Here is a 25,513-nt window from a genome sequence, read left to right on the forward strand (position 1 = left end):
ATCAACTATTGTTACTAGCTTAAAAGTTTCATAAATACAATCATGAAGAAGGAGTGATATATATGAGTTCAAAGCATAAAAAGGTTTTATTGTTAACAGACATGGAACAAGGAATAGAGCCTATTATCCAACAAGTAACTAACATTCAACAAGAAAACATGTTGACTATACACAGCTACGATTCCGTAATTGTACATCCTTTTGGAGATATAATGAGATCTATTATTATTGCTATTTATGAAGAAAATGTGGAAGAAATTGTTGTTGTCGGAATAGAGGATAAAGAAACTAATGTAGTTAATCTACAAATTCAACGTGATTCCATAAAAAATAACAAGGAACTAGACTATCTCTTTGAAAATTGTATGCCTGAATTTTCAAGTGGTAGCCTTGAGGAATGGCTAAGTGGAAAAGAAAATGTTAGTGAAAATATTGAGAAGAGTATAGATATGATTCGTCATCATCCGTTAGTACCTTCTGATGTTAAAGTTCATGGCTTCATGATTGCTAAAACAGGTGGAAAAGAAACAGTTGTTAAAGTTTCAGCTAATAAAGTAGCTGAATGCATAAATTAAAAACGGAAATAAAAACTTGAGCACAATAAAAATGCTCGAGTTTTTATTTGTATGAATGGTAATCTAAAATATAGAATATATACATCTTAGGGAGGTCATCTTTGTGAAGAAATGGATAAAAATTATTCTGTACTCTTTACTAGGTATTTTACTTATAGGGAGTATTAGTTTTTTTGTTTGGTCTCAGTTTAGTTATAAACCAACGAAAGAGGCTTTGTTGTTAATAGAAGATAAAAAAGATGAAGATCATATCGTTTTTGGAGAGAAAGATGCGAAAATAGGAGTTGTTTTTTATCAAGGAGCTAAAGTAGAAGCGGAGGCTTATAGTTACTTAGGAGAAGCTCTTGCAAAAGATGGGCATTTTGTAGTCATGCCGAAGTTACCATTAAATTTAGCGATACTAGGAATCAATGAGGTAGACAGTGTCATTGAAAAGTATCCTGAAGTTCAAAAATGGTATGTTGCAGGGCATTCAATGGGCGGAGCTATGATTTCTAAGTATGCCTTTCAACATGAAGATAAGATAGATGGGATTATTTTCTTAGGTTCTTATCCTGCAGATGATTTCTCTATGAAATCGATTCCAATGTTATCTATTTATGGGGAAGTAGATGCGCTAGCAACTGTAGAAAAAATAGAGAACAATAAAAAGTTCATGTCAAAAAATACAACTATGCACATGATAAAAGGCGGAAACCATGCTCATTTTGGTATGTATGGTGAGCAAAAAGGTGATAATGCGAGCTTAATTACATCAAAAGCACAACGAGATGAAACAGTGAAAGTAATGGAAGAATGGTTATTAAAACAATAATGATAGACGGGAGAGCCAACTCATACGAGTGGGCTCTTTTATTTAATTTCTACCTCTAATTGCTTCCTTATTTTCTCCGGAATATCCTTTTCAGAAATAGCCTCGTACGAGTAAACATACTTACCTTTTACATGAATTCTCAAGTAAGTTTTTCTTATAAAATCATTAGGGGTGCTAGTTCCTACTGTATATTCGTTCCTGCTCCCAGATTCATCAAAACTTTTTAGTGAGTACATAGCTCGTCCTTTATGATGGTAATCTGGAACACCATACCCCTTCGCAATGGCGTATACATTTTTTTCTTCAGCAATCGGATTAAATCTATCAAAATCCCCTCGTAATATGAAAGGTAGTAAGTATATAGGTAGGCCTATTCCTAGTATGCAAAGTACAAATTTCTTCATAATCATTTCTCCTCTTGTTCATTTACATGATTCAGTATAGAAAAAAATTCTTATAAATATAGAGGGGAATTCCTTAAAGTTTTCTTAATAAAGTTTAACCGTGTGAAAAAAGATTAACTTGAGTATTAAGCTTACGGAATGAATAGCCAAATAACCTGTTTTTTTATTTTGATTTAATTAACGAAAAAAGTATCTTGTACTCCTTTTGTAACTTTTTCTAAATAGAAATTTTCTATAAAATAAGGGACTTGCCTTCCAAACAAATCGTTATTTGTAACACTTTTATCCAAGCAAAGTTCTCATGACATTGCTTGGATATTCAAAAACATTAATAACCTATTACATAAAATTTTTTGAAAATTTAGGTTTAACATCTTTAAAATAGGTGTATTACATATTACATAACAACTAAATAAAAAATCTAAAGGAGGAAAAATACAATGCATAAGAATGAAAGAAAACCGGTGGTTCATGAATATGATAATGAACATGAAGTAGTTATGAAAGTAAAAGAGCTAGAATTACAAGGGATTCACCAAGAGGACATTTACGTCTTAACACATGAAAAACATATAACAAAAAAGATTGCGGATGATACAAACATAAATACGATTGGAGTAAAAGAACAAGGATTGGGAAAAAGTATTATCAACTTTTTCTCCAAAAAAGGGGACGAGCTCCGAAATCAAATGGAGGAAATGGGGTTGTCGAAGGAGGAAGCTAACTTATATGAAGACAAACTAGATCAAGGGAAGATTTTACTCCTAGTAACAGATGAAACACTAACGGCGAGTGATAGGCAGACGCAAAACTATCATTCTCTCTAATAGATTGCAATAGGTAAGATAATTATTTTAAGTTGTAGCATGGAAGAAATTAAAAGTAGAGAAGGGTGAGAAAAATGAAACACACAATATTTAAATATGCTGTGATTGGGATTACGACCGGAGTCATAGTCTCCCTATTAAAAAAAGAAAATCGGAAAGCTATACAAACAACAGGAAAAAACGTAAAAGACAAACTACAAGAAGGAAACATAAAGGAAACATTAGAGAAGGTAACCGAAACAAGTAAACAATTCTCTGTAACTGCAGCTAATGTTGCGAAACAAACATTACCACAACTGCTTACAGCCACACCGGTTGTCATTTCTACTATTAAAGATTTAACAGAAAACGAAAATAACAAAAAGAAAAAAGATGAAAAGGATAACGAAATAAATGAAAATAGTAAGGAAATAGACAGGGAAACAAAGAAAAATGAAAAGAAATATGTGAAAGAAGGGAAAGAAGAGAGTGCTTAGATTTAATTCTAAAAATAGAAAGTGAGGAAAAAAGTATGAAATCTTTGTATGCAATTGATGTAGGAATCGGCTTTACTAAGCGAGCATATCGACAGGATGTAGATTCTGAGGTGACGATTAAGAGTGAAGCTTCCACACTAGCCCCTGTACCTAATCATGATGAAAGTGAAGATTTAACAAAGGTAAGTTTTATAGATTTAGATTTTGCATACTACATGGGAAATGAAGCGCATCAATCTGACGCTTCATTGCTTCCTCCATTTGACGAAGAAATAGAAAATTATTATGAAAGCGAACGGTTTAAACAACAAATATTTGGTTGCATTGCAAAGGATTATAAAGAAAATGTCGTGTTACCTTTAGTTGTTACCGGGCTTCCTGTCACTTATTTTGGTAGTCAGCATGAGCAATTACAACGTGCACTAAAAAAAGAAACTTCTGTGCAAATTGATGGGAAATTTATTACTATTACGGTGGAAAATGCTTTAATTCTTCAGCAACCGGTCGCTTTACATGCCTATTTCTTAAAAGAGGGAATCATTCAAGAACGAGATCGTATCTTAATTATTGATGGTGGATTTCGTACATTAGAAATGACAGATATGAAACAGAATGTCATTTTAAATCATTATGAGACGGAACTAGGATGTAGCAAGCCTTTGAAAAATATTAAGAATATCGTGCAGAATCATGCGGGTGAAAGTAATCAATTGCATATTAACGATATGCCAAACATATTAGAAAAAGGATATGGAGGTCGAGAAGAAGATCCTCAGACAAGTCAGGTTCATACTTTAATTCAAAAAGAGTTGGATGCACACTTCCAAGACGTTATGCGTGTATTACAAGAACAATTTAAGTTAGACCAGTATGACACTATTATTTGGACAGGAGGAATAGTAGATCTCCACAAAAAACGAATTGAAAAAATGCAAGGTGAAATTTCTTCTTTCCGTATGGTAGACGCTTCGAAAGAGGCTGCACTTCATGGATACTACATGATTGGAAGTCAAGTATTTGACGACATCACCAATCAATCTGTATATGAATCTAAATTATAATAACAATCGAAATGGAGTTCGTTGAATAGACGTGCCAAATTATTTAGCTTCTTTTCCATATATAATAAATTATTTATAAGAAAAGATAAAAAGTGCTTGTATAGAGGAAATGTTTAAAATTGAGAATAAAAATAGCTAATATATAGGGGGTCTTCCTTTTAATAGAATAAGACCTCCTATGCCATTTGTCCCGCTTTAATGGGCAGTAAGACCCCCACCTCAAAATTCTGCGAAAGCAAAGAATTTAGGTGGGGATCGGGCTGCCCCTAAAAGTCCGATTGGTGAGGGCTAATAATCAGTGGGGGATGAAGAAAACCCCCACCGATTAAAGTTTCACTTTATTTTGTAATTTAGTTAATCTAAAAACTTTTTCTCCAAGACATGAATACCTGCATACAAATTACATATTACGGATATGATTCGATCAAACATAAAACGATTCAGAAAGGAAGAATAATATGGAATGCATAAAAATGACGAAATGGAGTTGGTATCATGTGAAAACTAGTGAGCTTGAAAAACTTTCTTCTATAATCCCTCGTGATGTAACATCTTATCTCTCTCAATTTATAAAGAAAATAAGTTCTCCTTGTGAAAATGGATTATATGTTTATACGTTATCACCAAGTCAAACTTGTGTATATGGTTCGTTTTTATATGATCAAGATAAAAAGGACGCCAAAATTCAAAAATTTCTTCATTATTTCGTAGCTCATGGAATACTCATAACGGTCCAGGAAAAAGAGGAAGAGGATTTCCAAAAATTAATACATAATCCCTCTTTTAGTGTGAAAAATTGTAATAGTTCCGCTGAAGGATTATGTGCTATCTTATCAATGTTTATATCTCACTACTTGCGAAAGGTTGACTATTTCGAAAACAATTTTAGAAATGTATTATGGGATTTTTATCATCATAATAACATAGCAGTTTTAGAAAGAATCTATCATATTCGTCATGAATTATTTATGAACACACATGTGTTTCGCTTAATACAAGAAGTATTACAAGGCCTGAAAGAAGCTTGGTTAGAAAACTTAACAAACACCCTTTGTTATAAACAAACACACGTAAAATTAGAGCGTGGATTACAACTTGTTAAAGAGTACCAAGAAGAATTAGACACGATGATTCATTTACAAGAAGTTGTTTCTTCTCATCGTGGGAATGAGATTATGAAAGCTCTTACTGTATTAACTGCTGTAAGTACACCTTTGACGGCCTTAGGAGCATTGTGGGGGATGAATTTTAAATATATGCCTGAACTAGAATGGAAATATAGCTATTTAATCGCTCTCTTATTTATCATTTTTACAACAGGTGGTATGTATTTGTATATGAGAGTGAAAGGGTGGACAGGTGACTTATTACGAGTAAAGAAAAAGAAATCTTTTTTTAAATCTAATTAATCTTGTATATAAAAAATATGACAGATATTAATCTAGATATATAGTTAGTAATATTTATTAATTGGGATAGTATCATTTCGACTTTACAATAGGGATATCGCTGCTTTCAGCAAAACAGACTTCAGAGGCGATTTAGCCAAGATTAATATACCTACCCTTGTTATTCATGATGATTCAGATGCAACTGTACCATTTGAATATAGTGGGAAATTAACACATGAAGCACTCCTATTATTTTTAAAGGACTAATTACAACTATATACTTGTTAATTGATACATTATAAATAATTTGCAATTCTATCATATTTTTCCTAATAAGTGGAAATACCTAAAGATGAATAATTTTGAGGAGGTTTTCAATTATGGAAGAAAACCAGGACATGAATTCTCTAGATGAACAAGACGTGAAACGTGAGACATTGACAACACGACAGGGGCACCCTGTGAAGGATAATCAAAATATCCGAACAATTGGGAATCGTGGTCCAGCAACACTTGAAAATTATCATTTCATCGAAAAAATTTCTCATTTTGATCGAGAAGAGGTTCCGGAACGTGTAGTACATGCGCGAGGAGCTGGAGCATTTGGGTATTTTGAAACCTATGGAAAAGTTGGAGATGAGCCGGTAGAAAAATATACTCGTGCGAAAGTATTTTCAGGGGCTGGTAAAAAAACGCCGTTAATGGTTCGTTTTTCTACAGTAGCTGGAGCTAAGGACTCACCAGAAACAGCAAGGGATCCACGAGGTTTTGCAGTGAAAATGTATACGGAAGATGGTAACTGGGATTTAGTAGGGAATAATTTAAAAATTTTCTTTATTCGTGATGCGATGAAGTTCCCAGATATGATTCATGCGTTTAAGGTTGATCCGGTTTCGAATGTGGCGAATCCTGAGCGAATGTTTGATTTTGTTTCTCGTACCCCGGAGGCAACGCATATGATTACATTTTTATTTTCTCCATGGGGTATTCCAGCAACATATCGCCATATGCAGGGGTCAGGTGTAAACACTTATAAATGGGTAAATGAAAAAGGCGAAGCGGTATTGGTGAAATATCACTGGGAGCCGAAGCAGGGAATTCGAAATTTAACACAAGAAGATGCAAACAGTATTCAAGCAATGAATGTTAGTCATGCAACACAAGATTTATATGAAGCAATTGAGCGCAAAGATTATCCAGAGTGGGAGCTATTTGTACAAATTATGGAGGATGATTATCATCCAGAACTCGATTTTGATCCTCTTGATGATACGAAGCTTTGGCCAGAGGAGCAGTTCCCCTGGTTACCAGTAGGACGTATGGTTCTTGATCGTAATCCAGTTGATTACCATTCAGACATTGAACAAGCTGCTTTTGGTACAGGAGTACTTGTTGATGGCATGGACTTCTCAGACGATAAAATGCTACAAGGTCGTACTTTCTCTTATTCAGATACGCAACGTTATCGCGTTGGTGCAAACTATCTGCAATTACCTGTTAATGCACCTAAAGCACCTGTTCGTACAAATCAACATCGTGGTCAAATGGATATGCGTAATCCGAAAGAGTCTGGAGAAAATCCGCATATTAACTATGAGCCATCTATGCTGGGTGGTTATAAAGATGCAAAACAAGAAAAGCACCATCCACACCAACCAACTTACAATGCGGCTGCTATGAGTGCACCAATCGATCGTCCTAATAATTATGGTCAAGCAGGTCACACGTATCGTAGTTTTGAGGAGTGGGAACGAAATGAGTTGGTTAAAAATCTATCTGAAGCACTTGCAGTATGTGACAAAAGAATTCAGAATGCGATGATTGAACACTTCACACAAGCTGATGAAGATTATGGCCGTCGTGTTAAAGAAGGTATTGAAAAGAAAATGAAAGAAGCTAAAACGGAAAACAAACTTCCAGGCCGCGAAGTAAGTAAATCAAAATATGGCCAAGGTTCATTAGCTGCAAACGAAGCAACAAAAGATGCAGTGAAGAAAAGCCATGAATCAGATCCTTATTAATTAGACGTAAGCACATATACTTAGAGGTGCCGTTAAAACGGTTAGGTAGCCGTTCATACGATTGCTAAAGTGGTTTTGTTTAAAAATATGAGAGGTGCTAAATATCATAAGATAGTTGATAAACAAGTGAAAAATAAAGCTTTATAAAAGATGCTCTTGGATAAATCCAGGAGCATCTTTTTAAATGCGGCGTAGTGGACCACTGTAATCAATTTAAAGAATCGAAATCTTCTATAACGAAATTTTTGCTCATTTTTAAATATTGATATTGAAATGTTAGGTTGATAAATCTCTATTAGTTTCGAGTTGAATATTTTTCTTAACGGCTAAAATTTATGGATTAGAGTTTTTTTGTCTCTTAGGTGGATTGCTATATTACTATCAAGATAATATTTTGAATAATTCTCAAAACAAAGAAATGTTTTTGTCAGAAAACGATAAAATCTTATTAATTTTTATAATTAGTAGAATTTTTATAGAAATAATCCTCTTAATATATTAAAATAACATCGTATTATGTAAGATTTTAATTATTAGGGGAGAGAAATTTTATGTTGAAAAAAATCATTCCAGTTGCTTTAGCATTAAGTACAGTTACTTTTACTAGTGTATTCGCTGTACCTTCAGCCCAAGCAAGTACAGAACCAAACCGCTACATAGATGTGCAAATGCTCGGGATTAACGATTTTCATGGGCAACTAGACACAGTAAAAAAAATTAACAATAAAGATGCAGGGGGAATCGAGTACTTAGGGGCTTATTTACGCGATCGTGAAAAACAAAATCTGAATACATTAAAAGTACATGCTGGCGATGTTGTTGGAGCAAGTACTCCTGTTTCAGCATTATTACAAGACGAACCTACCATTGAATTTCTAAATGATTTGAAATTCGATGTTGGAACAATAGGAAATCATGAATTTGATGAAGGTGTTGAAAAAATGAACCGCCTTATTTATGGTGGATACCATGAGAAAACAGGGAAATTTAAAGGAGCAAAATTCCCATATGTTGCCGCAAATTTCTATAATAAATCCACTGGTCGTTTATTTTTACCACCATTCACTATAAAAAAGGTACAAGGAGTTCCTGTTGGATTTATCGGAGTCGTAACAACGGATGTGCCTAACCTTGTTATGCCTACTATGCTAAAGAATGTAGAAATTACAGATGAAGTTGAAGCTATTAATAAATCCGTAAAGCAATTAAAAAAACTAGGCGTTAAATCTATCGTTGTTCTTGCACATAACGGGGGGACAACAGATGGGAACGGCGTAACAAATGGTGATATCGTCCGATTAGCAAATGAGACTGATCCAGAAGTCGATGTTATTTTTGGTGGGCATAGCCACACTTATGTAAATGGAACTGTTAATAATAAACTTGTCGTACAAGCAAATTCTTACGGTATGGCTTTTGCTGATGTTGATGTAAAGATTGATCGTAAAACACAAGATATTGTTGAGAAAAAAGCAGAAATTGTTACAACTTACCATGAAGGCATGGAACCTGATAAAAAAATAAAGAAAAAGATGGAGAAATATCAAGCAAAAATCGCACCTCTTGTTAATGAAGTTGTAGGTAAGTCTATTGCTCCACTAGATCGCAAACTAAATACAGCTGGTGAATCTACTCTTGGGAATTTAGTTGCTGATGCTCAGCGTGCAACAATGCAATCTCAAATTGCACTTATGAATCCTGGTGGTATTCGTAATGACTTAGATGCTGGTGATATTACATGGGGAGAGATATATGGTATTCAACCATTCGGAAATCAATTAATAAAAGTAAATTTAACAGGCCAAGACATTCGTGATATTTTAAATCAACAATGGCAAAAAGACATAACAAGAATGCTTCAAATTTCAGGGATCCAATACACTTGGGATGCAAACAAACCTAATGGAGAAAAAGTAACAAGTATTCGCCTAACAAATGGAGAAGAAATGATTCCTTCTAAAACTTACAGCGTCGTTGCGAACGCATTTCTAGCTTCAGGTGGAGATGGATTTGTATCCTTTAAAAACGGTAAAGATGCTGAAACAGGACCAACTGATTTTGAAGCATTAGTAGATTATATAAAAAAATCAAAAGAACCAATTCAGTCTATTATTGATGGAAGAATTCAAAAAATAAATTAGGTTTTTATTAATCTCAAAAACAAATAGATTACCTGTGCACTATACTTTTTCATGTGCAGGTAATCTATTTTTTTGATTTAAAATAGAGTTTTACCGTGGCTAATAGGTATACCGTCTAGATGCAGAATGCCGAAAAAATGAAATTCGTATAATTGCTAATTCGTTCGCAACTATCATTGTTTTGTTCGATAGCAATGGAGTACCGCCACACATCCATCATGGACTATTCTTGGGATTAAAAGCACGTTACCATTTTCTTAATTAATGAGAAAGGGTGACGTGCTTTTTATGAATATGCATAAAAAACAAGGGTTGTCATTATTTGCCGAAGATTTATCCCAATACACTTAAACAATTCACTAAATTAGAATTGAGTTTTTGGTAAGAAGGGAGCGATATGTTTCGAAAGAAATGTAGAAATTTCTATAATAGTTTCCTTCGGTTTTTATCTAACTTGAGTGCATCTGGGAGTAGTATCGCCTATCAAATTAAGACCATAGACAAGATGAAATTTCGTCTATTAGAACTAAAATATTCTTAATATAGAGGCATACTAGATATGATGTTTTTCCGTAACAAATATAGTTGAAAATTTCAGGTTTAGAGAGAATTATAAAGGGTATACATACAATATAAAGAGTTGATTGGAGATGAATGTTATGGTTTCAAATTACAGCAAATTTTATGGTGAATGAGTCTATAAAACTTGTATTCTTACTTTAAATAAAAAGGGGGCTAGTATACATGAATAAATGGTTAATAAATAAAAAAATCCTATTTATTTTGTAAACGAGGGGCGTGTGAAAAATGAAAAATATGAAACGCAAGCTAGGAACCTTTGCACTCACAATGACTGGGATTGGCTCGATTTTAGGGTCTGGCTGGTTATTTGGTGCATGGAAGGCTGCTAAAATATCAGGAGGGGCCGCTATCTTTTCTTGGCTCTTAGGAATGATTGTAATATTATTTATTGCCTTACCATATAGCGAGTTAGGAGCCATGATTCCGGAGGCTGGCGGAATGGTAAAATATACCCAATACTCACATGGAGATTTCGTAGGATTTATTGCTGCATGGGCTAATTGGATAGCTATCGTCTCAGTTATTCCAGTTGAAGCTATAGCCTCAATACAATATATGAGTTCATGGCCTTGGGAGTGGGCAAGTTGGGCTAAGGATTTAGTAGACAATGGGATGTTGACTTCAAAAGGTCTTGCAGCTGCTTCTTTACTTATTATTATATATTTCTTTTTAAACTATTGGACTGTTAGTCTATTTGCAAAAGTAAATTCTCTAATTACTATATTTAAAATCATAATTCCTGGTCTTACAATTGGTGCATTGCTATTCGTTGGATTTCATGGAGAAAACTTTACTAGTCATCAGGACTTTCATGTATCTAATTGGTCAAATGTATTAACTGCTATGGCAACATCCGGTGTTATTTTTGCATTCAATGGTTTTCAGAGTCCAATTAATATGGCTGGTGAAGCAAAGAACCCAGGGAAATCCATTCCTCGGGCAGTTGTAGGATCCATTTTAATTTCAACTATAATATATGTATTATTACAAATTGCTTTTATCGGCGCTGTAAATCCCAATATAATAATTAATGGATGGTCGAATTTAAATTTCAATTCACCATTTGCTGATTTAGCAATAGCACTAAATATTAATTGGTTAGTTATTGTATTATATTTAGATGCTTTTGTATCTCCTTCGGGGACAGGTACTACTTATATGGCAACCACATCACGCATGCTGTACGGAATGGAGAAGAATGGATATTTCCCTAAAGTTTTTGGGAAATTACATCCTATATATGGTGTGCCTAGATTTGCCATGATGTTTAATTTAATGATTTGTTTTGTTTTTTTATTTTTATTTAAAGGATGGGGTGTTTTAGCTGAAGTGATTTCAGTAGCTACATTAATTTCATATGTTACTGGACCAATAACAGTAATGACCCTGAGAAAAACTGCACCTAATTTTCATCGTCCTTTCTATATAAGAGGATTAAACATTATCGCACCTTTAGGGTTCATTTTTGCATCATTAACATTATATTGGGCAAGGTGGCCGTTAACAGGAGAAGTAATGTTTATTATACTTATGGGCTTACCTATATATTTTTATTATCAATTAAAAACAAAATGGGTTGGATTTAAGAAGAATTTTTTAGCTGGATTATGGATTGTAGGGTATTTATTATTTATGATTTGTATATCGTACATTGGAAGTGAAAAATTTGGTGGGTTAAATATTATAACTTATGGATGGGATATGGTACTTATTTCAATTGTTTCATTTCTATTTTATAGATGGGCTATAAATAGTGGATTTAAAACAAAAGATCTACAGGTAGCACAGAAGATTAATGGTAGAATTAGTTGAATAATATACATAAATTAGAAAAATAGATTTATCATGTGCTGGAGGTCAATCCGAATGGCATGGACTACCGTCGCTAAATAGTATGGACATGGAAATTAACGAGTATACGTAATAATAGCAAACAATAATAGTGGAAGCCGTAACGAATTATTAGTTCGTGATGCTGAAAGTGTAATCGATCAAATGAAATATAATATCGCACAAAATTTCAATATACAACTTGATGGTCGATTCACTCGCTAATTATATAGTGTATGGATTAGAAGGAGGGATTATAATCTCTCCTTTTTTAATGGGAAAAATCTATGCTCAAATAGTTTTCAAGGAATTTTAAGTAAAAGTACAAACTACTCTTCTAGATAGAAAGAACTGAGCTAATAGTTAGAAATTCATCATTTTGATGAGAACATATTTAATAATAAAAAGTAGTTAGCAAAAGCTAACTACTCGGTAACCAATTTGTTCTAAAACAGGTTAGTTATATTTTGGACAAGTCTTAAAAAAAATATACAACATAACTGAAAACAGTAATCTATGTTAGTTGCTCTAACAAATAAAGCAAAAAGGGTCTAATATTAATTATTAAGTATTCACGATGTTAAAAACATAACAAAAGACATGTTTTATACCAATTTCGCTTCCTAATTGTTTATTACATTTAATAATATAAATAATTTTATTAAAATAAATGATGCAACGCAAATTAATTTAACTGCCGTAGATGTTGAAGAGTTAACTTGAAGGGGTAAGGAAGCTGTTTACTATTGCTTAGAAGAAATATCAGAATAGGTTTTTATAAGGGGAAAGCTTCATTTCGTTTATATCAAAATTTTTGGGGGAAAGAGATAAATGGTAGAAAGAATGAATAGATAAACAAATTCTCAAAAATCATTATTACGTAGGGGGAAATCTATGGATAAGATAATAACGTTAATTTAAAAATTTCTTTTTTTATTTTTAACGTATTATTCTCGGAATAACATAATTCCTCCAAATAAAAGGGGAAATCAAATGTGAAATCATCGATAGATAGTATTCAAAAAAGTAAAAAATTAAAAAATCAAGAAAAGGGAGAGAGAGCAACATGGAAATCAATGTCTATGTTTCTAGTTCCCTTGCTTTTAAGTAACATATTACAATCAGTTGGACAATTATTTGGTATGGTGGTAGTTGGACGATGGCTTGGTGTGAATGAATTAGCTGCCATTTCAGCATTTTTTCCATTATTCTTTTTACTTGTTTCGTTTGTAATTGGGATTGGATCGGGTAGTTCGATTTTAATTGGTCAGGCATTTGGAGCCCGTAATGAAGATCGTTTAAAAGCCATTGTTGGTACGACGTTAACATTTACCTTTATAATAGGCGTTATTTTGGCAATAGCGGGAAATGTATTTGCTCTGAACATTATGCGTTTTATGGGTACGCCAGAGAATATAATTGATATGAGTGTGCATTATGCGCGTATTTTATTTATTTCTATGCCAGTTTTATTTCTATATTTCTCCTATACAACGTTTATACGAGGTACAGGAGATTCTAAGACACCGTTTTATTTCTTAATTGTTAGTACAGTCTTAAATATAATTCTATTACCTATTCTAATTTTTGGTTGGCTAGGAATACCCAAATTTGGTGTGTACGGAGCTGCCTATGCTTCTGTTATCTCGACCGTTGTAACATTTATTGTTATGCTTATGTATTTGAAGAAGAAGAATCATCCACTGCAATTAGATGAGACTGTACGGAAATATCTTCGTATGGATTGGGATTTATTAAAACTATTATTACGCCTTGGAATTCCAGCGAGTATTAATATGATTCTCGTTTCGTTATCTGAGATTGCGGTAATCGCATTTGTGAATCGTTTCGGTTCTGATGCGACTGCTGCATATGGGGTTGTAAACCAGGTTGCAAGTTATGTTCAGATGCCTGCGGTTAGCCTTGGAATTACGGTATCTATTTTTGCTGCGCAATCTATTGGTGGGAAACAATTTAACCGATTAGAGGAAGTTATTCGTGCTGGAATTATTATGAATTATATAATTGGTGGTATATTAATTGCTTTTATTTACTTGTTTTCAAGAGAAATCTTATCATTATTCTTAACGAACACGAATACAGTTGAAATTGCGCATAGTTTGGTGATGATTACACTTTGGAGTTACTTAATTTTCGGTCATGCTCAAATTATTGGTGCGACAATGCGAGCAAGTGGAACTGTATTATGGCCCACTATTATCGGTGTCGTATCAATATGGCTTGTAGAAGTCCCTGTTGCTTATTATCTTTCTTATCATACAAATCTTGGTATAAAAGGAATATGGATTGGATATCCAGCAGCATTTATTGCAAGTTTACTTTTGCAATATGGATATTATAAACTTTCATGGAAGAAGAAACGAATTTCAAGACTTGTTAGTTAGAATAGAAGGTGAAAAATGATATTCTCTTATAAGTTGTCAGTTTTAGGAGTATGACTATAACATCATCAAACGAATAAAACCGAGTTACCCTCAAACGGGAGTATGTTGGTTGTAATTGTAAATTCAATTTCATCCTTTCATAGTTATCTTTAGAAGTTCAACTCAATTTTTCATGTTGGGGAAGAATATATTTCTTGAATTAATAGGAATAGGACAGATTATATTTCGATTTGAGATTACGGACAATAAGGAGTTAAAAAAGTCAAAACAGCTACATGCTATGTAGCTGTTTTGGCTTATATAAATTTAATTAGTAACCAGAGTCTTCTGAAGTAAGGTTATCTATCATTTTATAATCGTATTTTTGTAATGGTTTCTCAGCAGGCCCTTCAAGTACTTCTCCTGTATATGAGAATCGCGAACCATGGCACGGACAATCCCAAGAACGTTCTCCATTGTTCCATTCAACTTCACATCCAATATGGGTACAAGTTGTATCTACAATATGAAGCTTACCTTCTGCATCTTTATAAGCTCCTTTTCTATGTCCATCAATATCAACGACAGCCCCTTCATCGTTAGATAAATCACGAATACATTTTTGTGGAATCTCTAACTTTCCTTTAATTAAGTGACCAACAACATTGGCATTTTCGACTAAGAAGTTCTTTAAACTTGGATTCATATGGAAACGGGAGGGAGTATATAATTCCCGAAATTTGTTCTTTTCTTTTAATATGATATCTCGGAATAAAAGAGCAGCTGCAGTTCCATTAGTCATACCCCATTTTCTGTATCCAGTGGCAATTAATATGTTTTTTTGATCAGATGTGATTTCACCGATATAAGGAATTTTGTCTAGTGTAATTAAATCTTGGGCTGACCAACGATATGCAATTTTTTCAAGTCCAAAAACTTGTTGGCCAAATATTTCCAAGGCCTCATAATGCTTTAGTGTTTCTCCACCCTGTCCTGTTTTATGACTTTCTCCAGAGATAAGAATAAATTCTTCTCCATTAATTGTTGTGGAACGGAGAGAACGTGTCGGTTCATCTACACTAATATACATACCACCTGGATAATCTGTTCTTGTCTTAGCGGCAATTATATAAGAGCGGTCTGCATGCATTCTTGTAGAGTAAAGTCCTGCACCTTCATAAAAAGGGAAATGGGAACAAGAGAGAATATACTTCCCTGTAATTTGAGCTCCTCCACGGGTAAGAACCACAGGTTTCTCGCCTGTTTTTATATTTACTGCTGTGGTATTTTCAAAGATGTATCCACCTTTTTCTGTAATTATATTTGAAAGATGGGCTAAATATTTAAGTGGATGGAATTGTGCCTGATTTCTCATAACAAGTGCATTATGTATTTTTAAATCAATAGGAAGTTTGTTTACAAGCTCACCTTCAATATGAAGCTCTTTATAAGCTTCTGCTTCTTTTTCTAACTTATATGCATATTCTTCTGTTGTGGCATACAGATAAGCATCTTGTTGAGTGAAATCACAATCGATTTGATGTTTATTGATTGTGGTTTGAATGAATTTTAAAGCATCGATGTTTGCTTCGTAATACAATCTTGCGGTAGTTCTTCCGGTATATCTGATAAGCTCGTCATAAATCATATCATGTTGAGCAGTAATTTTAGCTGTCGTATGTCCAGTCGTTCCATTTAATAATTTGTCTGCCTCTATAACAGCGACTTTTAGACCTTCATTTACTAAAAGATAGGCAGAAGTAATGCCAGTAATTCCTCCTCCTACAATAATAACATCGACCTGCATGTCATTTTCTAAGGAAGGGTATTCAGGTAAATGAATACTGCTCGTCCAGTAAGATTCAGCATTATGTGGTAATTTTCCACCATAATTATCGTTATTCTTCACTATAAATCCTCCATCCAAAGTTTTATAGTTCTATTATTTCCACTTATTGAAGAGGTAAACTTTGAGCTTAGAAAATAGCAACTTGTGATTGGACGCGTATTCAATTTATCTGTACTTTTGTATAAGTAGAAACAAGTGGTTTTAACAACATTAGGAATGGTTCGTGCAGTGCAATTTCATTTGTGTGATATAGCAAGAAGAATAATCACATTAGAAAAAAACAAGAATTTAACTTGTTAAGAGTAAAAAGAATATTCAATATTTAAAACGTGAAAAAACACCGAAATGACAAACATCGGTGTTTTTTTGCACTTTCGGGCACAGACGCTACTTCAATCCTATCATTATAGAAACAATTTCGAATGTAAGGAATTTGTAAGGGATAGGTAAGGAAAAAGAGATTTTCAATATGTAGGATAAAAATATGAGGAGGCGTAAAGGGGGGAATAAGTACGTCCTACATATAAAACAATCAGTAACAAGAGTGTTTTGTGAAAATAATGAATACAATGATTGCAAATACATTGTTGCCTTTTCATCATTGGGAGAATGGATAGCTGTGTGGTTCGTATAGGACACTGCTATCAACTATCTATACAATTTTAATAGAAGAGAGGAATTCTTTATGAAAATACGTAGTAAAATTACATGTGCAAGTCTAGCGCTTTTAATAGCTGGAAGTTCCCTGTTATACATAACACCAGCCTCAATTGTAAAAGCAGAACCTACGCAAAATGTATCTAGTTCGTTACAAACAAGTACGCAAAGTAATCGTACTTCCGTTAAGAAAGCAATACGGGATGAACTGCAACTTGGATACCCGGGAATACTCGCTCAAATTTCTAAGGGTGGTAAAACTTGGAGTTATACCGCTGGGGTAGCGGATCTGAGAACTAAGAAACCAATGAAAGCAGATTTTCGCTTTCGCATTGGCAGTGTGACGAAAACGTTCATTGCAACAGTGCTACTTCAATTATCTGGAGAGAACCGTTTGAATCTAGATGACTCCATTGAAAAATGGTTGCCTGGTGTCATTCAAGGAAACGGATATGATGGTAACCAGATTACGATTCGGCAAATATTGAATCATACAAGTGGTATTGCTGACTATATAAATTCAAAAGATTTTGATATTACGGATATAAAAAAATCGTATACAGCTGAAGAATTTGTAAAGATGGGGATTTCTCTTCCCCCAGACTTTGCTCCAGGAAAGGCGTGGTCTTATTCAAACACAGGATACGTATTACTGGGGATCCTTATTGAAAAAGTAACTGGAAACAGCTATGCGGAAGAGGTTGAAAATCGCATTATTGAACCGCTTGATTTGTCAAATACATTCCTACCTGGCAATTCAAGCGTGATTCCAGGCACAAAGCATGCCCGTGGCTATTTGCAACTAGACGGAGCAAGTGAGCTAAAAGACGTTACTTATATTAACCCAGGTAGCTCGGATGGAGATATGATTTCTACTGCTGACGACTTAAACAAATTCTTCTCTTACTTACTAGGTGGCAAATTACTGAAGGAACAGCAATTAAAACAAATGCTTACTACAGTTCCTACAGAAAGAGAGGGAACTGGATATGGTCTTGGAATACTTGAAATTAAGCTTCCAAATGGTGTCTCGGTATGGGGACACAGGGGGGCCGTTCCAGGGTTTTCCACTTTTGTTGGTGGAACACTTGGAGGTAAACATACACTCGCTATCAATTCGAACAGTTTAAACATTAATAATCCGGAATTTTTTAAAGATATTTTACTTGCTGAATTTAGCAAGTAGGTAAAAAGGGAAATTGAATAAATTTGTCATTTTTGATTTCAATGGGTATGGATTACCACTTGAAATGAGTATAGAGGGATTAAGTATCTAGAAACAATCAAGTCAATCATGAGAGATGGCTAAGTAAAAGGATTGGTTTATACATGGGCCGATTAAAAGAGCAACAGATATAATGAGTGATTATGTATATAGTATTGCATTTGTGTTGGTATCGTCACGGATTGTAAATTTGTATAAGGTGCGAAGTCTAATTTAAGACTTCGCACTTTTGCTGTTTAACAGCTTTTATTACGAAGCTATTAAGAATAGAAAAAGGAGAATGTACCAGATATGTAGATGAATCTTGGCACATGCGCTATGTAGGAGATTTTGCTGAAAAAATATACAAGGAAAAACTAAATTTAGAAGAATATATGAATTAGAGACATGAAAGTTGAAGTGAAAAATTTTACTTTTTTGTTTGGGGAATAGTATGTAATAAAGCAGTATGGTACTTTTTTTAGTAGATTGAACAACTGCCTATCCAAAATTGGATAGACAGTTGTTTTGCTTTTGGCTGTAAAATAAAACGGTTTTATTATCTTCACAACTACAGGAAACAAGGAGATTTGTAAAAATAATATTTTAATGATAAAGATTCAATTGATTCCGCATCAATTATTAAAAGTTAAGGAAAAAAGTGGCATCCATTTAACGAAAGGAACTACTGTATGATTGGTGCAGCGAATTGTGATTCTGACGTATTTGAAAGGTCTGATAAATTCAACGTTTATCGTCCTGACATTGATAGTAAAAAGGCATTAGTGGTACTGCAAGACATCTTGCTTTCGGATCAAGTATCTATCATTGTATAGGAGCAGCGTTTGTAAAATTAAAAATTGAAATAGTTGTAACTATAGTCTTAGATAATACGAAAGACGTAGTAGGGTAGGGTAAATTAATTTTTCTTTAATCTGTAATAACAGTTATAAATTAATATTAATTATCTTATGAAATAGGAAAAATTATTATAAGTTATAATTATTACTTATTTTTTTGTTTTACTTGTTCTTTTAATTCATCAAGGGTCTTACCGCTAATATTATCAGTAATAGTTTCATGTATTTCATTTTTTAATACAATGGTCTTTCCTGCAAGTTGTGCTTTGGAAGACATTTTACTTTCATTAATAGTTTCTATGTTTGTCTGAAGATCTGCTTTGTTATTTTCATCAAAGGTAATTGCGAATGGTTCAATTGCTCCGTAGTAGTTACCAAATAATTGATCTTTCTTCAAAAACATCATATATTTTTTATTAACTTTAGGTTCGATATATAAAGGATCCTTATTTTGCACCTCTTTAGTAGTTACTTTAGTAGCTTTTTTTGTAACTGTGCCATCTGGTGCAACAACTGCATTAGAATCTTCAAGTTTTACAGTTTCAGCGAAACGATGATTGATTTTTATTTGTTTATTTTCAGTCACCCCTTTAATTGTTTCGGAAATGTTGAAATTATATAGATGTCCTTCAACATAATTTTCTTTGTCCTCTTCCAATGGATTACTTGGATTACGTGCCATATTCCATTTAGAGTCAAGACCTTCATATTCACCGATTACAACTAGATCTGCTTCATTAATCATTTGATTTAAGTCACTTGTAGCAGGAAAATCCTTACTGAGAATAACAGTTTCAGTATTATTATCTTCACCAGCAGCAGGGAAGAAGTGACTATTAAATGCTGAATATCCTCCAAAACCAATTACTGTAGCCAAAGGTATTGCAATTATTATAGATTTTGTTTTTTTACTTAACATTAAGAAATCATCTCCTTTTTCTGTTAATAGATTGCATTTACGCCATTTTTATCGTCAGTTTGAGGGACATGCATAGTAGTACGATTACGATTGCTGTTCATAATTGAAGTACCACTGTTGTGACCTATTCCTATTGCATGACCAAACTCATGGACTCCTGTACTTTTAGCAACATTTGATTTTGTAATATTTGTATTACCTGCGTTAATATCACCAGCAAATTTCGTTACCTTTTTAGTGGATGTATTATAAGATGTCTTCATTCTTCCATAATAAGTAGAGGAACTTTCAAACCAAGAGTTTAATGTGTTCACAGAAGAAGCAGAAACTGTAAAATTAATACGAGAAGCAGTGTACCAGGCTGAATCGGCAGCTTGCCAACCAGATTTGATGATACTTGAACCATCGTCTAATCTGTCTCCCCATTTATATGTAGCTGATTTTGAAGGTAGCTTCCATCCTTCTTTTACATAAGCCTCTGAAACGCCAACGCTTGAAAAAACAAACACAGTACCTAATAAAAATGCAGTAATCCCTTTTTTAAAATTCATATTATCCCTCCAAAGATTATTTTTAACAAGAGAATTATAGCACCATTCTCTTCTTTTGGATTAATATTTCATTAATATTTAGAATATTTTGTATTGAGAAAATATAATTCGGGGAGACTTTATTATAATGTATAAATATAAAGCAATGAAATGTTGTCTATGTTTATTCATATTTACTTTTTTAATTATTATTGGTAAAACAATTTGGTCCAGTATAGATGTGGCAGGAGTGTCTAGCTTGTTATCGAATTCTGAAACTATAGTATTAAATAAGACATTCAAAACTACAAATCATTTAAGCGAAATGGTTGAAGAAGCAGACGTAATTGTACTAGGTGAATATGACGGCTTATACTCTAAATGGAATATGGCGAACAGTTCATCACATGAGATTCAAAGTGAAGATGTTGAAGGTCATTTGTTTAGTTTTCATGTCAAAGAAATCTTAAAAGGGGACTACGTAAAGAATGAAATCTTAATAAATCATAGATATTCAGAAAATCTCGTATTAGAGGAAAGTAATGAAATCATTGATAAAAATGGAATCATTCTGAAAGGTGCTACGAAAGTGTTTACTAAAAAAGTAGAAAATAAAGATCCATTGTATATAAAACCAAAATCCGAGGAGACATATATAGTTTTTTTAAAAGAAAATAATAAACTTGGACATTTTTATCCAGCTTTAGAACCTTTTATGATTGAATTTGATTTAAGAAATATTGCACACCTAAAGAGCAATCTAATAAATTGGGATAAAAATAAATATAAATTTGAAACAAAGGTTAAGAATAAAACTTTTTATATTGAAAATGACATAGATTCAACGATCAAAGATAATATTAGCGGAAAAAAATTGAGGGACATTAAGGATTTTGTGAAGAGGACTTCAAAAATGAAATAACATTTTAATAAGTTATATTTCTAGTATTAATTGAAAGTTATTACCCTATAAATTCAGTCATTTATTATATAACTGAGTGTATAAAAAATGAACTGAAATCTAATAAATAACGTAAAAGCTAAAAGATTTTCGCTTTGAGAACATCTTAAAATATTAAATTGATGGTAACTTTGTTGTATCTCTTTAAACATACCTATATTAAAACCCAAATTTCTCAATTGAATGCTGAGATATTTGGGTTTTTCTAAAGTAATCAATTTTTTAAAAAATTTTTAGAAATTTAAAGATAAAGTACTGTATACATGTAAGTATGATTAAAAATGAAAAGTTGTAAATGCTAAATTTAATTAAATATGCCTTGCTCTCTTTACCATTGGCCTGAGTGAATAGTTTATAGGAAATTACACTGGCTAAAGATGCGATAATTGTTCCAAGCCCTCCAATATTTACTCCTAGTAATAAAGCTTTCCAATCAGAAGTAAAGTTTGATAGAAGAATTGAAGTAGGAAAATTGCTAATCAATTGACTCAAAAATATGGAACTAAAGAAGACTGAAGTATCTCCTCTTAAATTAGCGCGAGCAAATGTCTCCAGCGCATCGGAATGGGAAATGTTTCCGATAAAAATAAAAAAACAGACAAAGGTTATTAGAAGAAAGTAATCGATCTTAAATAGTAAGTTTCTATCTAACGTAAATGCTGCCACCAATGTAACTATTAGCGCAATGTAATAATTAATGAAACCAAAAATGGATGCAATGATAGTGATAAGTATCAAAATCCAGATGGTAGCTTTTTTTCGATTCTTCACGGTAATAACAGGTAGTTCTATTTTTAAATCTGTTTTTTGAAGTTTTTGGGTAAATATAAATAACAAACTGATTCCAAGTACAGCTAAAAGCAGGATTGAACCTAAAAATGGGATGAGCTTAATTCCATAGTAAGAATATAAGTATAAATTTTGTGGGTTTCCCATAGGCATCAAGCTACTGCCGATGTTTGCCGCAATTGTTTGCAGGATGATTGTATCCATCATGTTCATTTGTGTTTTTTTACTAATGACAAGTGTTATTGGCGCAAAAGTGAGGAGAGCGACATCATTTGTTACAAACATGGAGCAAATAAAGCATAACAAAATTAGAATAATAGATATTGATCTGCTGTTATTGCATTTATTTAAAATGGCAACGGCAAGTTTGTCTAATATCTTTAGCTGTTCAAAGGCCTTAATGGCCACCATTAGATTAAATAAGCTAATTAACACTTCAAAGTTAATATATTCAATCTTTGGTGAATATATTATGCAGCTTACAATTGCTAGTATCAGTGAAATGGTAAGTACGATATCCTTTTTTAAAAATTCGAATTTCATAAGTAGTCTTTTTTTATTTTGAACGAATACTATTTCTTTCACAATACACCACCTGTAATCTATGTTAGTAAAATGAAACGCAAGGGAAATATACATTGAATAATAGATATTCAACAAATCTTCTTATATTGCAATAAAATTAATAACTTTTCTTATCAATTGGTTGTTCTAACATTTGAAACTTAAATGGAATAATATTAGTAACGTTTTCAAAAAATAATAATATGAGTAGTTTTTTATTTGTGGAGCTGTTAAAAACATATTTTTGATTAACTCGATATTGCTAGAAAAGAGGATGTCATAAAATCCTAAATAAGAGTTTTGTAATGTTTCATCCCTTCAACAAAATTCTTTTTTGCGTAGTGACTTTAATGTTGTAAATATGTGCAATATAGACGAATCCCACTAGGGGATTAATTGAGAAAACAAATGTTTTTTGTATGATACCATAAATAAATTAAATGTTTTATTTTTAAAATATTCTTATAATATCCTATCGATTCTTGATTTCAAATCCTTTATATGAAGTTCTAAAAGAGAAAAAGTATGCATGCTTTTATGAAGAAAATAGAGGCTTGTCAAAGATTAGGTAGAACAGAATCCGCGACGTTTGGATACTGTATAAAATTCACAAAATCTCACTGGTTTTTAGATGAAAAAACCTTGAAATATTTTTTGTTTTTATAAAAATCTGTACTTTTTCGTAACATTCTGTACTTTTAATTATAAATTAAAGACAAGCTTCTCTTAGTTGAAGATTGAAAGCGCTTCATAGTTTTTCTATGAATTTTTACCTAGCCTATTTTTGAGATTAGTAGTGAGAAAGGAGATATTTCCATGTTCTTGAGAAATTTAACAAAAAAACAATTAATCACTATTGATTATTATGATTTAAAGGTAAATCACCGGTAAACGAAACAAACATAATAGTACAACAACATGAGTGGATAAGAATAGTAGTTTTACAGAAGGGGATAGAGCACCGTGTGTATAAACGTTAAGTTCTTCAAAATTCCAGTTTTACAGTTACATGTTGTGACGTTTGCTTAAACAGGCCAATCCTATTCATATAGAAAATCTTTATCCTTGTTGTATTTGAATATGAATGAGGTATTTATGCCAGGGAATATAGGTGATTTTATATAGATTATGATAGATAAATTTGGGGTATGGAGTGATAATATGGAAAGGTTTTTTGTAGATTTAGTCGGATCAACGAATGATTTTTTATGGTCTAAATTGTTAATTGTTATGCTTGTTATTTGCGGAATTTATTTTACATTTAAATTGAATTTTGTACAGTTTCGAATGTTAAAAGAGATGGTCCGTGTATTAATGGAGGGAAAAAGTGGTTCTAAAGATCAAATCTCTCCTTTTCAAGCGTTTTGTATTGGTATGGCAGCTCGCGTTGGAACAGGGAATATTACAGGAATTGCGATTGCGATTGCATTAGGGGGTCCTGGAGCTGTATTTTGGATGTGGATTATTTCTATTATTAGCTCAGCATCCAGCTTTGTTGAAAGCACATTAGCACAGATATATAAAGTAAAAGATAAAACGGGCTTCCGCGGTGGTCCATCCTATTATATGGAAAAAGGGTTGAATAAACGTTGGATGGGAGTATTATTCTCTATTTTAATTACAATCACTTTTGGTCTTGTATTCAATTCAGTACAATCAAATACAGTTACAATTGCTTTTCAAAACTCATTTGGTACAGATCGTCTAACAGTAGGGATAATCATGGCGATTGCTTTCGCCGCGATTATCTTTGGTGGTGTACAACGTATTGCAAAAATGGCTGAATACAAAGTGGTATTTTTAGCGGTATTATACATTGGAGTTGCATTATTTGTTGTAGTTACCAACATATCAAAAATGCCGGAAGTTCTTTCTCTTATTGTTCAAAACGCATTTGGTTTTAAACAAATAGCTGGAGGTTCAATTGGTGCAGCACTTATGAATGGAGTTAAACGTGGCTTATTTTCAAATGAAGCTGGTATGGGAAGTGCACCAAACGTTGCTGCAACAGCAACAACAAGTCATCCGGTGAAACAAGGACTGATTCAAGCATTTGGTGTATTAACGGATACACTGATCATTTGTACTAGCACTGCCTTTATTATTTTGCTGTCTGATGCATATAAACAACCGGGGTTAAATGGTATTGCACTGACACAAGCAGCATTAAGTGAACACATCGGTTCTTGGGCATCGGGTTGTCTTGCTATTTTTGTTTTTTTATTTGGATTCGGTGCATTAATCGGCAACTATTATTATGGTGAAACAAATATTCGCTTCTTACATACAAGTAAAGTGTGGTTAATGATATACAGAATAAGCGTGCTGGCTATGATTGTATTTGGTTCTGTTGCAAAGATTCAAATTGTATGGGATTTAGCGGACTTATTTATGGGCTTGATGGTTATTATTAATTTAATTGCTATTACCTTACTTTCAAAAGTAGCGTTTGCGGCGTTACAAGATTATATAAACCAGAAAAAAGCTGGTAAAGATCCTATTTTTTATAAAGAAAACATTAAAGGGCTTGAAAATATTGAATGTTGGGATAGTTATGAGGAAAATGTAAAAAAGAAAAGTATGTAATAAGAAAGATATTCAGACTGCAATATGTCTGAATATCTTTCTTAGTTCTAGTGCAAATAGTATCGATGGTAGTAAAGAAAAAATTATT

General features: G+C 32.9%; 19 protein-coding genes and 4 pseudogenes. 17 read left to right on the forward strand and 6 right to left on the reverse strand.

Going from position 1 to position 25,513, the window contains the following annotated elements:
• The first annotated feature begins 62 nt into the window (after nucleotides 1-62).
• Together MR147_RS04440 and MR147_RS04445 are read left to right on the forward strand one after the other, a co-directional pair.
• Entirely contained in the window at nucleotides 63-575 is a 513-nt protein-coding gene (locus tag MR147_RS04440; protein ID WP_074607288.1) for a carbonic anhydrase, read from the forward strand.
• Nucleotides 576-678: 103 nt separating this feature from the next.
• Nucleotides 679-1,389, forward strand: a complete 711-nt coding sequence (locus tag MR147_RS04445; RefSeq protein ID WP_074607290.1) for an alpha/beta hydrolase — start codon at nucleotides 679-681, stop codon at nucleotides 1,387-1,389.
• Nucleotides 1,390-1,427: 38 nt separating this feature from the next.
• Here MR147_RS04445 and MR147_RS04450 read toward each other — a convergent pair whose 3' ends face one another.
• Complete coding sequence (locus MR147_RS04450; protein ID WP_000714946.1) at nucleotides 1,428-1,793, reverse strand: YxeA family protein; 366 nt, start codon at nucleotides 1,791-1,793, stop codon at nucleotides 1,428-1,430.
• A 173-nt stretch (nucleotides 1,794-1,966) separates the two neighbouring features.
• Complete coding sequence (locus MR147_RS04455) at nucleotides 1,967-2,083, reverse strand: hypothetical protein (RefSeq protein ID WP_001982460.1); 117 nt, start codon at nucleotides 2,081-2,083, stop codon at nucleotides 1,967-1,969.
• Nucleotides 2,084-2,233: 150 nt separating this feature from the next.
• Between MR147_RS04455 and MR147_RS04460 the strand changes: the two genes are divergently transcribed.
• The 10 genes and pseudogenes from MR147_RS04460 (at nucleotide 2,234) to MR147_RS04505 (ending at nucleotide 14,527) form a co-directional block, all read left to right on the forward strand.
• Nucleotides 2,234-2,620, forward strand: a complete 387-nt coding sequence (locus MR147_RS04460) for a YflT domain-containing protein (protein WP_242303688.1) — start codon at nucleotides 2,234-2,236, stop codon at nucleotides 2,618-2,620.
• A gap of 74 nt (nucleotides 2,621-2,694) precedes the next feature.
• Entirely contained in the window at nucleotides 2,695-3,096 is a 402-nt protein-coding gene (locus MR147_RS04465) for a peptidase U61 (protein ID WP_074607293.1), read from the forward strand.
• A 35-nt stretch (nucleotides 3,097-3,131) separates the two neighbouring features.
• On the forward strand, nucleotides 3,132-4,157 hold the full coding sequence (locus MR147_RS04470) for a ParM/StbA family protein (RefSeq protein ID WP_000839469.1): 1,026 nt from the start codon (nucleotides 3,132-3,134) through the stop codon (nucleotides 4,155-4,157).
• 458 nt (nucleotides 4,158-4,615) lie between these two features.
• Entirely contained in the window at nucleotides 4,616-5,566 is a 951-nt protein-coding gene (locus tag MR147_RS04475; RefSeq protein ID WP_074607294.1) for a magnesium transporter CorA family protein, read from the forward strand.
• Nucleotides 5,567-5,641: 75 nt separating this feature from the next.
• Nucleotides 5,642-5,815 (forward strand): annotated as a pseudogene (locus tag MR147_RS04480) (alpha/beta fold hydrolase); the annotation flags it as partial.
• A gap of 113 nt (nucleotides 5,816-5,928) precedes the next feature.
• Complete coding sequence (locus MR147_RS04485; RefSeq protein ID WP_242303689.1) at nucleotides 5,929-7,569, forward strand: catalase; 1,641 nt, start codon at nucleotides 5,929-5,931, stop codon at nucleotides 7,567-7,569.
• 551 nt (nucleotides 7,570-8,120) lie between these two features.
• Nucleotides 8,121-9,710: a bifunctional metallophosphatase/5'-nucleotidase gene (locus tag MR147_RS04490; protein WP_242303690.1), complete on the forward strand. Its 1,590-nt coding sequence runs from the start codon at nucleotides 8,121-8,123 to the stop codon at nucleotides 9,708-9,710.
• An 807-nt stretch (nucleotides 9,711-10,517) separates the two neighbouring features.
• Complete coding sequence (locus MR147_RS04495; protein WP_242303691.1) at nucleotides 10,518-12,104, forward strand: APC family permease; 1,587 nt, start codon at nucleotides 10,518-10,520, stop codon at nucleotides 12,102-12,104.
• Between the two features lie 114 nt (nucleotides 12,105-12,218).
• A pseudogene (locus MR147_RS04500) lies at nucleotides 12,219-12,326 on the forward strand (small, acid-soluble spore protein, alpha/beta type); the annotation flags it as partial.
• 872 nt (nucleotides 12,327-13,198) lie between these two features.
• A complete protein-coding gene (locus MR147_RS04505) occupies nucleotides 13,199-14,527 on the forward strand; it encodes an MATE family efflux transporter (protein WP_242303900.1) in 1,329 nt (442 codons plus the stop codon).
• Nucleotides 14,528-14,837: 310 nt separating this feature from the next.
• Here the strand turns inward: MR147_RS04505 and MR147_RS04510 are convergent, their stop codons facing one another.
• Nucleotides 14,838-16,415, reverse strand: a complete 1,578-nt coding sequence (locus tag MR147_RS04510) for an FAD-dependent oxidoreductase (protein ID WP_242303692.1) — start codon at nucleotides 16,413-16,415, stop codon at nucleotides 14,838-14,840.
• A gap of 625 nt (nucleotides 16,416-17,040) precedes the next feature.
• Here MR147_RS04510 and MR147_RS04515 point away from each other — a divergent pair.
• From MR147_RS04515 to MR147_RS04525, 3 genes and pseudogenes are all read left to right on the forward strand, one after another.
• Entirely contained in the window at nucleotides 17,041-18,198 is a 1,158-nt protein-coding gene (locus MR147_RS04515) for a serine hydrolase domain-containing protein (RefSeq protein WP_000702488.1), read from the forward strand.
• 329 nt (nucleotides 18,199-18,527) lie between these two features.
• Nucleotides 18,528-18,620, forward strand: a pseudogene (locus MR147_RS04520) (M15 family metallopeptidase); the annotation flags it as partial.
• A 288-nt stretch (nucleotides 18,621-18,908) separates the two neighbouring features.
• A pseudogene (locus MR147_RS04525) lies at nucleotides 18,909-19,129 on the forward strand (cytochrome P450).
• Between the two features lie 92 nt (nucleotides 19,130-19,221).
• Here the strand turns inward: MR147_RS04525 and MR147_RS04530 are convergent.
• Both MR147_RS04530 and MR147_RS04535 read right to left on the reverse strand, forming a co-directional pair.
• Nucleotides 19,222-19,995 (reverse strand): cardiolipin synthase, encoded by a 774-nt coding sequence (locus tag MR147_RS04530; RefSeq protein WP_147792024.1) that lies wholly within the window; start codon nucleotides 19,993-19,995, stop codon nucleotides 19,222-19,224.
• 23 nt (nucleotides 19,996-20,018) lie between these two features.
• Complete coding sequence (locus tag MR147_RS04535; RefSeq protein WP_001009604.1) at nucleotides 20,019-20,546, reverse strand: matrixin family metalloprotease; 528 nt, start codon at nucleotides 20,544-20,546, stop codon at nucleotides 20,019-20,021.
• A gap of 127 nt (nucleotides 20,547-20,673) precedes the next feature.
• Between MR147_RS04535 and MR147_RS04540 the strand changes: the two genes are divergently transcribed.
• The gene (locus MR147_RS04540) at nucleotides 20,674-21,447 is read left to right on the forward strand and encodes a hypothetical protein (RefSeq protein ID WP_086420254.1); all 774 of its coding nucleotides are present in this window, start codon (nucleotides 20,674-20,676) and stop codon (nucleotides 21,445-21,447) included.
• 261 nt (nucleotides 21,448-21,708) lie between these two features.
• Here the strand turns inward: MR147_RS04540 and MR147_RS04545 are convergent, their stop codons facing one another.
• On the reverse strand, nucleotides 21,709-22,860 hold the full coding sequence (locus tag MR147_RS04545) for an anion transporter (protein ID WP_086420253.1): 1,152 nt from the start codon (nucleotides 22,858-22,860) through the stop codon (nucleotides 21,709-21,711).
• 1,140 nt (nucleotides 22,861-24,000) lie between these two features.
• Between MR147_RS04545 and MR147_RS04550 the strand changes: the two genes are divergently transcribed.
• The gene (locus MR147_RS04550; protein WP_011181750.1) at nucleotides 24,001-25,425 is read left to right on the forward strand and encodes an alanine/glycine:cation symporter family protein; all 1,425 of its coding nucleotides are present in this window, start codon (nucleotides 24,001-24,003) and stop codon (nucleotides 25,423-25,425) included.
• The last annotated feature ends 88 nt before the right edge of the window (nucleotides 25,426-25,513 follow it).

This window comes from Bacillus cereus group sp. BfR-BA-01350 (assembly GCF_022663775.1).
In the GTDB taxonomy this organism is placed as follows: Bacteria; Bacillota; Bacilli; order Bacillales; family Bacillaceae_G; genus Bacillus_A; species Bacillus_A paranthracis.

Coding starts and splice junctions, on each gene's coding strand:
- MR147_RS04440 (WP_074607288.1), top strand. CDS start 63: ATGAGTTCAAAGCATAAAAAGGTTTTATTGTTAACAGACATGGAACAA.
- MR147_RS04450 (WP_000714946.1), bottom strand. CDS start 1,793: ATGAAGAAATTTGTACTTTGCATACTAGGAATAGGCCTACCTATATAC.
- MR147_RS04460 (WP_242303688.1), top strand. CDS start 2,234: ATGCATAAGAATGAAAGAAAACCGGTGGTTCATGAATATGATAATGAA.
- MR147_RS04465 (WP_074607293.1), top strand. CDS start 2,695: ATGAAACACACAATATTTAAATATGCTGTGATTGGGATTACGACCGGA.
- MR147_RS04470 (WP_000839469.1), top strand. CDS start 3,132: ATGAAATCTTTGTATGCAATTGATGTAGGAATCGGCTTTACTAAGCGA.
- MR147_RS04475 (WP_074607294.1), top strand. CDS start 4,616: ATGGAATGCATAAAAATGACGAAATGGAGTTGGTATCATGTGAAAACT.
- MR147_RS04485 (WP_242303689.1), top strand. CDS start 5,929: ATGGAAGAAAACCAGGACATGAATTCTCTAGATGAACAAGACGTGAAA.
- MR147_RS04490 (WP_242303690.1), top strand. CDS start 8,121: ATGTTGAAAAAAATCATTCCAGTTGCTTTAGCATTAAGTACAGTTACT.
- MR147_RS04495 (WP_242303691.1), top strand. CDS start 10,518: ATGAAAAATATGAAACGCAAGCTAGGAACCTTTGCACTCACAATGACT.
- MR147_RS04505 (WP_242303900.1), top strand. CDS start 13,199: ATGTCTATGTTTCTAGTTCCCTTGCTTTTAAGTAACATATTACAATCA.
- MR147_RS04515 (WP_000702488.1), top strand. CDS start 17,041: ATGAAAATACGTAGTAAAATTACATGTGCAAGTCTAGCGCTTTTAATA.
- MR147_RS04530 (WP_147792024.1), bottom strand. CDS start 19,995: ATGTTAAGTAAAAAAACAAAATCTATAATAATTGCAATACCTTTGGCT.
- MR147_RS04535 (WP_001009604.1), bottom strand. CDS start 20,546: ATGAATTTTAAAAAAGGGATTACTGCATTTTTATTAGGTACTGTGTTT.
- MR147_RS04540 (WP_086420254.1), top strand. CDS start 20,674: ATGTATAAATATAAAGCAATGAAATGTTGTCTATGTTTATTCATATTT.
- MR147_RS04550 (WP_011181750.1), top strand. CDS start 24,001: ATGGAAAGGTTTTTTGTAGATTTAGTCGGATCAACGAATGATTTTTTA.